An 11,449-nucleotide genomic window follows, 5' to 3' on the forward strand; every position below is an offset into this window, starting at 1 on the left:
GACGGGAGTGTGGGCCCGGCCCTGCATGATCGCGACGAACCGCTGGTGCGCCTGGCGGATCGACGCCGTCCACGCTCGCTCGACCGTGCGGCTCGCGACGATCCTCGTCGCCTCGCTCCGGATGACCGGCTCCAGAGCGCGCTCGGCCACCGGTTGCAGCTCGATGGCGTCGAGCACTCCCGTCGTCAGGGTGTCCGCGAGGGTCTCCTGCACCTTGGGCTGGGTGACGACGGGCCCGAGCTCGCGGGCGAAGGCGTCGGTGTCGGTGAGCGTCGTGGAGGCCCAGAAGGCGACGAGCGCGACCGGCAGCAGCACGACGGCGAGCAGCCCGAGCAGAGTCGCGATGAGCGACCTGAAGAACCCGCCTGAGGACGATGTGGGCACGGAACCCCTTGTCTCGTAGGGCGACTCACGCGTCGCAGTGGAACGTGTCTCCGGACCGGGGGAGTCCAGCTGTCGGTCGCCGGCCCTCCCCACAGATGGGCTACACCCCGCGAAGGTCGAGGTCCAGTCTGGCAGGTGCGTTCGCATCGAACACCACCGGAATGCCCCAGTCCTGCTGGAACAGGTGGCAGGCAGCGTGCTCGGGCACCTCGCCGGTGTCGGGGTCCCCGTCACATGCGGCGGCCTGGACCGACACGTGGAGCGTGCCGGACCCGACGCCGTCCCGGAGCACGAGGGTGCGGGTCAGTCCCGGCGTCCGGCCGGCACCCTCGACGAGGAGCGCGTCCGGGGTCGCGGACACGTCCAGACGCGTCGGGTCGCCCCACCGGAGGTCGAGCTTCTGCCCCGTGGGTGGCACGAAGCTCACCTCGAGGTGCACCTCGCCCGCGGGCAGTGCGATCGACGGGCGCTGCGTGCGGTGCGCCGGGCCCTGCACCTGCTGCGCCTCCGCCGGAAGCGGCACGCGGACGAGCCGGTGCGCCGCCGACTCCACGACGACCAGACGCGTCTCGCCGGTGTCGGGGTCGACCTCGACGACGGCGTCACTCGGCTCGGCGAGGCCCTGGGTGAGCGTCGACACCTGACGCGTCGCCGGGTCGAAGCGGCGGACCGCACCGTTGTAGGTGTCGCTGACGGCGACCGAGCCGTCGGGCAGCTCGGTGACTCCCAGGGGGTGCTGCAGCAGCGCCTCGGAGGCGTCGCCGTCGCGGTGCCCGAAGTCGAACAGCCCCGTTCCGACGTGCGTCTCTACGGCCAGGGGCCCGTCCGCGGCACGCGCCACCGAGCGCAGGGCCGACGTCTCGGAGTCGGCGACCCAGAGCCGCGCCCCGTCGGCGGACGTGGCGAGGCCGGAGGGCTGGGCGAACCAGGCCTCGGGCGCGGGCCCGTCGACGAGACCCTCGTTCGACGTGCCGCCGAGCACCTCGACGGTGCCCTCCTCCACGGTGTGGCCGGGGGTCCACGCCCACAGCTGGTGCGTGCCGGCCATCGCGATGACGACGCGTCCCTCGAACCACGCGAGGTCCCACGGGGTCGACAGTGCCTGCCCGAGGGCGGGGCCGCCGCCGGTGCGCTCGCGCAGCTGGTGGCCGGTGCCGGCGAGGGTGACGACCGCGCCGTCCGCGACGCGGATCCCCTTGAGCGCGTGGCCTACCGAGTCGGCGACAAGAAGGTCGACCCCGAGGCGGTCGCGGACCTCGGGAGTGGCGAGCAGGACACCCTGCGGCTCGGCCAGCACACCGGGGCCACCCCAGCGGGCCCGCTCGGTCTCGAGGTCCGGCTCGAGGTGCACGACGGCGTGGCCGGCGGTGTCGGACACGACGAAGGAACCGTCCGCCAGCGCGACCGCCTTGCCGGGGAAGCGCAGCGCGGTGTCGGGCGGCGGCGGGGCCACGTACGGGTCGTCACCGGGCTGGAGCGTGCCCTTGGCGCGATGCTCCTCGACGAGCTCACCGACGAGGGCCGCCAGCCCCGGGCCGTGGCCCTCCCCCGACATCGAGGCGACGACGAAGCCCTCCGGGTCGATGACGACGAGCGTCGGCCAGGCCCGCGCCGTGTAGGCGTCCCACGTCGTCAGCTCGGGATCATCGAGGACGGGGTGGTGCACGGCGTACCGCTCGACGGCGGCGGCGAGCGCGTCCGGGTCGGCCTCGTGCTCGAACTTCGGCGAGTGGACCCCGACGATCGTCAGGGCGTCCGGGTACTGCTCCTCGACCGGACGCAGCTCGTCGAGGACGTGGAGGCAGTTGACGCAGCAGAAGGTCCAGAAGTCGAGGACGACGACCCGCCCGCGGAGGTCGCCCAGGGACAGGCTCCGCCCGCCGGTGTTGAGCCAGCCGCGACCGACGAGCTCCGGGGCGCGGACCTTGACGCGGGCTCGAGGAGAGGCGGAGGAGGTGGGGACGGTGCTCACCCCAGCGACGATACGTCGGGCCGGTCGGCCTTCCCCGGGCGGTCCGGGAACGGGCCACGAGTGCGGTGTTCCGTCAGGAGTGCGCGCTGCACGGCCCACTCCTGGAGCAAGCGCGGCTGCCTGCGGCCAACGTGCACGCCCACGTGCGCCGCGTCGGGTCAGAGGCGGCGGTCGGCGAGGACCGGGAAGTCCTCCCGCCACTGCCGCACGGCGTCGATGTCGACCTCGACGCTGAGGACCTCCTCGCCCGCACCGGCCTCGGCGAGGACCCGGCCGGTGGCGTCGACGGCCTGCGAGCGACCCCCCATCTCGTGACCGGCATGGGTCCCTGCGGTGTTGCACTGGAGCACGGCGCACTGGTCCTCGACGGCGCGGGCCCGCCCGAGCAGCGTCCAGTGGTCGACGCGTCGCATCGGCCAGGCGGCGGGCACGACGAACGCGAGCGCACCGTCACCGACGAGGCGACGGTACAGCTCGGGAAAGCGCAGGTCGTAGCACGTGGACAGGCCGACCGGCACCTCCTCGCCACCCGCGACGGGGACGGGGACGACGACGAGGTCGGCGCCGGCATCCATGAGCCGCGGCTCGCCGTCACCGAAGCCGAACCGGTGGACCTTGCGGTACGCCGCGACGAGCTCGCCGTGCGGCGAGAAGACGAGGCTCGTGTTCCAGACCCCGTGGTCCCCCTCTGCGAGGGGCTGGCCGCGTTCGACGATCGACCCGCCGTGCAGGGTCACGCCGGCGTCGCGGGCGGCGTCCGCGAGGGCGGTCGCGACGGGGCCGTCGACCGCCTCGGCCCGCTCGTCCCAGTGCCGGTAGTCGAAGCCGCCGGCCGGCCAGAGCTCGGGCAGCACGACGAGGTCGTGGCCCTCCTGCTCGCGGACGAGACGCGTGACGCGCGCGGTGCGGTCGGCGACGGACTCGTCGTCACCGTAGGCGAGCTGGATGAGGGCGACCTTCATGGGTCCACTCTCACACGTCGGTCCGGGGCGTGGCCCCTCCGCTGCCCCGGGCGCGCACCCGCTCGGCCCGGCGCGCCACCGCGAGACCGGACCGTCGGCGGGCGAGGTCCTCGCGCAGCTCGGGGTCGTCCTGCACCAGCCACACCAGCCCGCAGTCCTGCGGGCCCGTGGCGCCGGGGACGCAGAGCGTGCACGGCTCGCCGAGGCGAATCGGGCACTGCGGCACGGGAACTCGGGCCATCTCCACTCCTTCCCACCTCATACTACATGACGTAGTAGAGACCGGTGTCCCAGGACGCGACGCGTGGGGCCGCCGCCGGTCCGAGCCGACCGGACGGGTGTCCTCGACGCCCGCTCAGCGCGGCGTGTGCTCGTCGCGGCGGGCCAGCTCGGCGAGCCGCTCGTTGTACGCGGCCAGCTCGGCGTCGCCGTCCCGGTCGGCCCGTCGGTCGCGACGCGTGGACTCCGCCTTGTCGGACCGGAACCACTGGGCCGCAACGACGAGGGCGAGCACGAGGCTGGGCAGCTCGCCGATGGCCCAGGCGACGCCGCCGCCGAAGCGCTGGTCCGCGAGCGGGTCGGGCACCCACGGGAGGCGGATCGTCGTGAAGAAGTCCGCGCCGAGCAGGGTCGTGCCGGTGATCATGGCGACACCGAAGAAGGCGTGCGCCGCGATCGTCGCGAAGAGGACGATGAGCCGCAGGGCGGGGCTCCACCGCTTCGGCCCCGGGTCGATGCCGATGAGAACCCACGCGAAGAGGTACCCGGCGAGCACGAAGTGGGCGGTCATGAGCAGGTGCCCCGTGTGGGTCGTCAGCGCCAGCTCGAACAGGCCGGTCCAGTAGAAGACGACGAGGCTGAAGAAGAAGAAGGCCGCCGCGAAGACGGGGTTGCCGACGACCTTGAGGACCGGCGAGTGCACGAGGCCGAGGACGAGCTCGCGCGGGCCGAGGGTGCCGTCGCGGCGCGGCCGCAGGCTGCGCAGCGCCAAGGTCACGGGGGCCCCGAGCACGAGGAAGATCGGCACGACCATCGCCTCGATCATGTGCAGCGTCATGTGCCACGAGAACGAGACGCGGCCGTAGATGCCGAGCACGCCGTTGGTGGCGTAGGCGAACAGGGCCCAGCCGGCGACCCACGCCACGACGCGCAGCACCGGCCACCGGTCACCGCGACGGCGCAGCCGCACGACGCCGGCCACGTACAGCCCCAGGGCGAGCAGCGCGGTGGCGAGGAAGAGCCACTCGACCCGCCACGCCGTGACCCACGACAGCGCGGTCGGCGCGGGCGGGGGCGGGAACCCGGTGAGGACGAGGGCCATGCTGGGGTTCGGCTCGGTCTCGGGCACCGGCGGCTGGCTGCGCGCCAGGGCCGTGGCGACGCCGAACGCCAGGCCCATGACGAGCGACTCACCCACCGCCAGGCGCACGAAGAGCCGCCCGCGCGGCAGCCCCCCCGACGCGCCCGCCACGGCGGCGTCGAGGCGGTCGAGCGTCACGCGCCGGTGCCAGGCCCCGGCGGCGCCGAGGACGACGAACGCGACGGTCTTGACGACGAGGAGGACGCCGTACGGCGTCGCGATGTCGGACAGGGAGCCGAGGCGCACCGTCGCGTTCATCACGCCGGACACCCCGAGGGTCACGAAGCACCACAGCGCGACGGTGGAGTACCGCCGGGCGACGATGCCGACGGCGTCGCCGAGCGAGTGCCAGAGGACGAGCAGCGCGAGGAGGCCACCGACCCAGACGGCCGCGCTCAGCAGGTGCGCGGCGATGGAGTTGACCGCGGTCTCGTGGTCGGCCGACCCGCCCGCGTGACCGGCCAGGCCGAGGACGAGGACCCCGAACGTGGACACGGCGGCGAGGGCCAGTGTCACGGCGCGCGAACGGGCGACGGCCGCGACCGAGGCGACGAGGAAGGCGCAGCAGGCGCTGATGACGCCGACGCGCAGCGACTCGATCGACCACACCTCGGGCAGCAGGCCGCCGAAGGCCGGGTCGGACAGCGGCACACCGGCGGCATCGGCGAGGCCGAGGACCACTCCGGCGACGCCGGCGGCGGCCCACACGAAGGCCGCGGGCACGGCGATGCGCAGGGCGTCGGCGCGACGCGGCTCGTCGGGCGCCGCGCTAGCCGCGGAGGTGCGGCCGGGAACCATCGTCGCGCCGAGGAGCAGGGCACCCAGTGTCAACGCGGCGGCGACGTCGTGGACGACGCGGACGAGCGGAAGGGCCCACCGGACCCCGGCGCCGGCATCGACGAGACCCCCCGGCAGCGGCGCCGCGGCGCCGGTCGAGCGGGCCGCGAGGACGGACGCCAGCAGGCCGACGACGAGCGCGCCGGCGACGGCCCACGCGGGGCGCGAGAGCCGGTCCGCGGGGGCGGGGTCGGGCGGCTCTCGGTGCACGGCGGACATGCTCCAAGGGTAAGTAGTGTGGTGACATGCCCATCCACCCGGCCGCCCCTGTCGACCGCGACGGCCTGCTCGACGCGTTCGACCAGACCGTGCTGTCGATCATCGATCTCGGGTACGCGTGCCGCGACGAGGACTTCGAGCGCGACACCGAGTGCCCCGGCTGGACGGTCAAGGACCAGTTCTCGCACGTCGTGGGCGCCGAGAAGGCCTTCGCCGGCGTGCGCCGTTCGCGGGTCGACGTACCGGACTACCCGCACATCCGCAACGACCTCGGCCGCGTCGTCGAGCAGGACGTCGAGAGCCGGCGTGCCATCTCGGGGCGTGACGTCGTCGCCGAGCTGGCGGAGTTCCACCCCGGGCGGATGGCGGCGCTGCGCGCCTCCGGAGCCGAGCTCGACACCGTCATCGGCGGGTTCTTCGGCCCCGAGGCCACGTTCGGCCTGCAGCTGCGGCGGCGGATCGTCGACATGTGGTGCCACGAGCAGGACATCCGCGCCGCCCTCGACCGCCCCGGCAACCTCGACTCCCCCGCCGCCGCCGTCTTCACCGAGGAGATCCTCGACGCCCTGCCCCGCGTGGTGGCGCGGGTGGCCGACATCGAGCCGGGGCACGCCGTCGTCCTCGACGTCACCGGACCGGTGCAGGCCCGCGGTGGGGTCCGCGTGTGCACGGGCGAGGACGGGCGGCCCTTCGGCGAGGCGCTCTTCAGCGGCCAGCACCGCGCCGAGGGGGAGGAGCAGCTCGACGTCACGTCGATCCAGCTGACGACCGACGCCCTGACCCGGCGCGCCGCCGGGCGCCGTGAGGTCGACGACCTGCGCTTCTCGGTCCACGGCGACGAGGCCATCGCGCGCCGCGTCCTCCAGGCGCTCGTCCTGACGCACTGACCCACCCCGGGGCCGCCAGGGTGGCAAACGCTCGACCCGTGCCCAACGTTGGACAGGGACCTCGCGCGGGGGTGGTGCCCCGGGGAAAGCGACGCCGAACCCGGGCAGCGTCCGGACGTCCTCCGAGGGGTCTCCGACCGTCGCTCGAACGTCGGGCTGCGTTCTCGCAGTGCATGATCCGTCGCGATGCCAGCTCCCGAGGGGACCCTCCGTCCGCCGCCGGACCGCAGCCGACCACCCGACCCGCCCTTGCCAAACGTTGGACAAGGGCTTAACGTCGAGGCAGCCGGTCAAGCCAGCGCCGCTTCGGGGACTTCCCATGGAGGATTGCCATGACCGACATCACGGTTGGTCCGCGCAAGGACGCACGTACGCGAGAGCTGATCACCACCTTCCGCACCTCGGACTCCGAGTCCGAGCGCAACGAGGCGCTCGAGGCCGTCACGAGGCTGCACATGCCCCTCGCCCGGTCGCTCGCCCACCGCTACTCGGGCAAGGGTCTGGACCGCGAGGACCTCGAGCAGGTCGCGTTCCTCGCCCTGCTCAAGGCGGTGCAGCGCTTCGACCTCGACAAGACCACCGAGTTCGGTGCCTACGCCACGCCCACCATCACCGGCGAGCTGCGTCGCTACTTCCGCGACTACGGCTGGCTCGTCCGGCCGCCGCGCGAGCTGCAGGAGCGTCGCCAGCTCGTCACCGACACCCGCTCGCGTCTCGAGCAGGTCCTCGGCCACGACCCCGACCCCGACGAGCTCGCCGAGGAGCTCGCCATTCCCGTCGAGTCGGTCAAGGAGGCCCAGGTCGCGGCGTCGAACCTGCGGCCCGCCTCGCTCGACGTGACGACGAGCGAGGGCGGGCGGCCGGTCCTCGACCTCCTCGACGCCCGCGGCGACCTCGGCGACGACCCGGCCCTCGACGACTCGATCGTCGTCCGGTCGGCCATCCTGCGGCTGCCCGCCCGCGAGCAGGAGATCATCGAGCGCCGCTTCGTCGACGACATGACCCAGGCCGAGATCGCCGAGTCGATGGGCCTGTCTGCCATGCAGGTCAGCCGCCTGCTGCGCCGGATCCTGGAGTCCCTGCGCCGCCAGCTCGACGCCGAAGGCGTCGCGAGCGCCTGAGAGCAGGGGGGCGGAGGCGTCCGGGCGTGGAGTTCGCGCCCTCCTGCCTCGGCACCCAGTGCGCGGGCGCCGACCCAACGGTCCCGCCCGTCGCCCACCACGGTCGACGCGTCCGGTTCGTGCGGACGCGTCGACCGGTGCGTGGCGCTCGGCGCCCCGGCCCGTCGGGGGTCAGCTCTTCGGCGGCACCGGGAACTGCGACTCCTGGCCCTGGATGACCTGCGTCGCGACGTGCGCGAGCTTCATGTTGAGCTCCTGGGACGTCCGGCGCAGCAGCTCGAACGCGGCGTCGCCGCTGATGTGGTGGGCCGCCATGAGCAGGCCGACGGCCTTGCCGATCTCGCGGTTGCTGTGCAGGCCCTGACGCAGGGTCGCGGCCTCCTCCCGCGCCCGGATGGCCATGAGCGCCACCGACGCGAACGAGGCGATGACGGCACCGACGTCCGCCGACGCGCGGGTCAGGCCGCCCGGGGTGTCGGAGAAGAGGTTGAGCGCGCCGACCTTGTCGCCCTCGAGGAGCAGCCGGTACCCGATGGCCGAGCGCACCGGCGTCTCGGCGACGATCCGCTCGGTGAAGCGGGGCCAGGGCGTCGTCGCGTTCGTGAGGTCGGGGTCGTGCTGGTAGGCCTCGTCGAGGATGGCGTCGACGCACGGGCCCTCGCCGAGCTCGAGCTCGATCTGGTCGATCCGTCGGGCGATGTCGTCGGTCGAGGCCGCCGTCAGGTAGCGGTCGTGCGAGCGCATGAGCAGCGAGGCCCGGTCACAGCCGTCGACCAGACGCACGGCCGCGTGGACGAGGGCGTGGTGGATCGAGCCGGCGTCGGCCCCCGAGTAGATGAGTGCCGAGAGCCCGTGGAACGCGTCCTGGATCGTCGCGTCCTGCGCCGTCGTGGCCGTGACGGAGGCATCGGGCACGGGCAGGTCGCTCGCGGACGCGCCCGGAGTCGGTGGGTCGACGGGAACGTCGGCGAGGTCGTCGGCGGGCATGGCACTTCCTGAGGGGTCGGGATCCGTCGCACCGTGCTCCCTTTCGAACACGGCGACGGCGCAGACATCTTGGCATCTCCCCCGAGGCGCATGCACAGACAACCACATGCGGATCGCGGCCGGGCACCCGACCGGCCACCCGCCCCGCCACTCCCGGTGACCCCGCGTCCTCGCCCGCCGCTCCGGCGTTTGACAGCGGGAGCGCGCGGTCCAATACTTGCTTGGTGCAAACAAGCAATTCGGGGCGACCGTCGTGACCGTCGGCAGGGAGGACGCGAACGCCGTCTTCATGGCGTTGCTCCGCGTGCAGAAGCTGCTCGTCGCGGCCAAGCACACCGCGCCGCGCCTCCACGACGGCGTCGACGCGTCCGTCTACCCCGTGCTGTTCGTCGTCGCCCGGTCCTCCGACCCCGTTCGGATCTCCGACCTCGCCACGATGCTGCACAACGACGTGTCGACCGTGAGCCGCCAGGTGAGCGCGCTCGTCACGACCGGCCTGCTGGCCAAGACGGCCGACCCGAACGACGGTCGGGCGCTCGTCGTGTCGATGACCGACGAGGGACGCACCGTCCTGGACCACATCCTCGAGAGCAGGTCCTCCTGGTTCCAGGGACTCCTGCAGGCCTGGGACGGGGCCCGCGTCGCCACCTTCGTCACCGACCTGCACGAGCTCGCCGACGCGCTCGACACCAACCTGCGTGCCCGGGGCGCGGCCGTTCCGCCCATGCCCTTCGCCGCCACCACGTCATCGGACGGCCCGGCCGACCGACACAACAGGAAGGACTGACATGTCCGACACCACCACGGGTCCGTCGGGAGCGGCGAACAGCCCGGTGCGGGCCACCGAGCACCCGCCGCTGGCGCACCGTGAGATCGTGACGATCCTCGTCGGCCTGATGATGGGGATGTTCCTCGCCGCGCTCGACCAGACGATCGTCGCGAGCGCCATGCGGGTCATCGCCGACGACCTCAAGGACCTCGCCGGCCAGGCCTGGGTCACCACCGCGTACCTCATCACCTCGACGATCGCGACGCCGCTCTACGGCAAGCTGTCCGACATCTATGGGCGCAAGAAGTTCTTCCTCTTCGCCATCTCGATCTTCACGATCGGCTCGATGCTCTGCACGCTGGCGTGGTCGATCCCGTCGCTCGCCGCCTTCCGCGCCGTCCAGGGCATCGGCGCCGGTGGCCTGTTCTCCCTGTCCCTGGCGATCATCGGTGACATCGTGCCGCCGCGCGAGCGCGCCAAGTACCAGGGGTACTTCCTGGCCGTGTTCGGCACCTCGAGCGTGCTCGGCCCCGTCATCGGCGGCTTCTTCGCCGGTCAGGACACCCTCCTCGGCGTCACCGGGTGGCGGTGGGTCTTCCTCGTCAACGTCCCGATCGCCGTGGCCGCGCTCATCGTCGTGACCCGCACCCTGCACCTGCGCCACCACCGCCTCGACCACCGCATCGACTACTGGGGCGCCGTGACGCTCGCCGTCGCGCTCGTCCCGCTCCTCATCGTCGCCGAGCAGGGCCGCGAGTGGGGCTGGGGATCGGGCACGTCCGTCCTCTGCTACGGCATCGGCCTCGTCGGGCTCGTCGCGTTCTTCCTCGTCGAGCGGGCCATGGGTGAGGAGGCACTGCTGCCGCTGCGCCTCTTCCGCAACCGCACCGTGGGCGCCGGCTCGATCGCGTCGGTCTTCATCGGCATGGGCATGTTCGGTGGGCTCGCCTCCCTGCCGCTCTACCTCCAGATCGTCCAGGGCGCGAGTCCGACGCAGGCCGGCCTGATGCTGCTGCCGATGACGCTCGGCATCATGAGCGGCTCGGTGATCTCCGGCCAGCTCATCTCCCGCACCGGCCGCTACCGCCACTTCCCGATCATCGGAGCCATCCTGCTCGTCCTGGCGCTCCTCGGGTTCCACTACGTCACCGCCGACACCGCGCTGTGGATGGTCATGGTCGGGATGTTCTTCTTCGGCCTGGGCCTCGGCTTCAACTTCCAGCCGCTGACCCTGGCGATCCAGAACGCCGTGGACCGCCGCGACATGGGGGTGGCCACGTCGTCCGCGACCTTCACCCGGCAGATCGGTGGCACGCTCGGCACCGCCGTCTTCCTGTCCATCCTCTTCGCCCAGGCCGGCACGAAGATCGGCGAGGCGTTCGGGCGGATCGCGCCGACGCCGACGTTCCAGGCGGCGCTGCGCAACCCCACCGGCGGCGACCCTGCGGTCAACAAGCAGTTCGTCGAGCAGCTGCACGCCGCCCAGCAGTCCGGTGCCGGTTTCGGGGCGGGCGGTGCCGCGCTGCAGGACAGCTCGTTCATCCAGCACCTGGACCCGCGCCTGGCCCGGCCGTTCCTCGTCGGGTTCGCCGACTCGATGTCGGTCGTGTTCCTCGCGGCGGCGGCCGTCATGGTGCTCGCCGTCATCGCGACGTTCTTCCTGCCGCACGTCGACCTCGGGCCCAAGCCGGGGCAGCCGGGCGGCCAGAAGGGTGACGCGGAGGTGGCCCCGGTGGCCGCAGCCGGCCACTGACCCCCAGAGCCCGCCCCTCGCCGGCAACACACCGAGCAGCTGCCAACGCCCTTCAGGTATTCCTGGGGGCGTTGGCAGCTGCTCGGTGTGTTGCCGGCGAGGGGCTGTCTCTTATACACATCTCCGAGCCCACGAGACGCGTAGTAATCTGGGGGGGCGGCGTGTTGTTTGGAGAGAGGGGGGGGGGGGGGGGGGGGG

Annotated in this window: 9 protein-coding genes and 1 pseudogene; 4 read left to right on the top strand and 6 right to left on the bottom strand. The window is 72.9% G+C overall.

Annotated features, from left to right (window positions below; genetic code table 11):
* The 5 genes and pseudogenes from ACPYOM_RS17165 to ACPYOM_RS17185 all read right to left on the bottom strand — a co-directional run.
* Window positions 1-384 (bottom strand): annotated as a pseudogene (locus ACPYOM_RS17165) (hypothetical protein); the annotation flags it as partial.
* Between the two features lie 100 nt (window positions 385-484).
* Entirely contained in the window at window positions 485-2,356 is a 1,872-nt protein-coding gene (locus ACPYOM_RS17170) for an NHL domain-containing thioredoxin family protein (protein ID WP_481346896.1), read from the bottom strand.
* Window positions 2,357-2,514: 158 nt separating this feature from the next.
* Window positions 2,515-3,318, bottom strand: a complete 804-nt coding sequence (locus ACPYOM_RS17175; RefSeq protein ID WP_481346897.1) for a carbon-nitrogen family hydrolase — start codon at window positions 3,316-3,318, stop codon at window positions 2,515-2,517.
* 10 nt (window positions 3,319-3,328) lie between these two features.
* Entirely contained in the window at window positions 3,329-3,559 is a 231-nt protein-coding gene (locus ACPYOM_RS17180) for a DUF6767 domain-containing protein (protein WP_481346898.1), read from the bottom strand.
* A 114-nt stretch (window positions 3,560-3,673) separates the two neighbouring features.
* Window positions 3,674-5,734, bottom strand: a complete 2,061-nt coding sequence (locus ACPYOM_RS17185) for a bifunctional copper resistance protein CopD/cytochrome c oxidase assembly protein (RefSeq protein ID WP_481346899.1) — start codon at window positions 5,732-5,734, stop codon at window positions 3,674-3,676.
* A gap of 26 nt (window positions 5,735-5,760) precedes the next feature.
* On the opposite strand from ACPYOM_RS17185, the gene ACPYOM_RS17190 reads away from it, so the two are divergent.
* Both ACPYOM_RS17190 and ACPYOM_RS17195 read left to right on the top strand, forming a co-directional pair.
* Window positions 5,761-6,621 carry a maleylpyruvate isomerase family mycothiol-dependent enzyme gene (locus ACPYOM_RS17190; RefSeq protein WP_481346900.1) on the top strand — a complete coding sequence of 287 codons (861 nt, stop codon included), beginning with the start codon at window positions 5,761-5,763 and terminating at the stop codon, window positions 6,619-6,621.
* 332 nt (window positions 6,622-6,953) lie between these two features.
* Complete coding sequence (locus tag ACPYOM_RS17195; protein ID WP_481340659.1) at window positions 6,954-7,742, top strand: sigma-70 family RNA polymerase sigma factor; 789 nt, start codon at window positions 6,954-6,956, stop codon at window positions 7,740-7,742.
* A 171-nt stretch (window positions 7,743-7,913) separates the two neighbouring features.
* Here the strand turns inward: ACPYOM_RS17195 and ACPYOM_RS17200 are convergent, their stop codons facing one another.
* Window positions 7,914-8,729 carry an ANTAR domain-containing protein gene (locus ACPYOM_RS17200; RefSeq protein ID WP_481340660.1) on the bottom strand — a complete coding sequence of 272 codons (816 nt, stop codon included), beginning with the start codon at window positions 8,727-8,729 and terminating at the stop codon, window positions 7,914-7,916.
* 253 nt (window positions 8,730-8,982) lie between these two features.
* On the opposite strand from ACPYOM_RS17200, the gene ACPYOM_RS17205 reads away from it, so the two are divergent.
* On the top strand, window positions 8,983-9,516 hold the full coding sequence (locus ACPYOM_RS17205) for a MarR family winged helix-turn-helix transcriptional regulator (RefSeq protein WP_481346902.1): 534 nt from the start codon (window positions 8,983-8,985) through the stop codon (window positions 9,514-9,516).
* Window position 9,517: 1 nt separating this feature from the next.
* A complete protein-coding gene (locus tag ACPYOM_RS17210; RefSeq protein ID WP_481346903.1) occupies window positions 9,518-11,251 on the top strand; it encodes an MDR family MFS transporter in 1,734 nt (577 codons plus the stop codon).
* The last annotated feature ends 198 nt before the right edge of the window (window positions 11,252-11,449 follow it).

The sequence above is a fragment of the Monashia sp. HAY1-2A genome, from assembly GCF_056755315.1.

Bases quoted from the DNA above. Each gene is read 5' to 3' on its own strand.
- ACPYOM_RS17175 (WP_481346897.1), bottom strand. From the start codon at position 3,318: ATGAAGGTCGCCCTCATCCAGCTCGCCTACGGTGACGACGAGTCCGTC.
- ACPYOM_RS17195 (WP_481340659.1), top strand. From the start codon at position 6,954: ATGACCGACATCACGGTTGGTCCGCGCAAGGACGCACGTACGCGAGAG.
- ACPYOM_RS17200 (WP_481340660.1), bottom strand. From the start codon at position 8,729: ATGCCCGCCGACGACCTCGCCGACGTTCCCGTCGACCCACCGACTCCG.
- ACPYOM_RS17180 (WP_481346898.1), bottom strand. From the start codon at position 3,559: ATGGCCCGAGTTCCCGTGCCGCAGTGCCCGATTCGCCTCGGCGAGCCG.
- ACPYOM_RS17185 (WP_481346899.1), bottom strand. From the start codon at position 5,734: ATGTCCGCCGTGCACCGAGAGCCGCCCGACCCCGCCCCCGCGGACCGG.
- ACPYOM_RS17210 (WP_481346903.1), top strand. From the start codon at position 9,518: ATGTCCGACACCACCACGGGTCCGTCGGGAGCGGCGAACAGCCCGGTG.
- ACPYOM_RS17190 (WP_481346900.1), top strand. From the start codon at position 5,761: ATGCCCATCCACCCGGCCGCCCCTGTCGACCGCGACGGCCTGCTCGAC.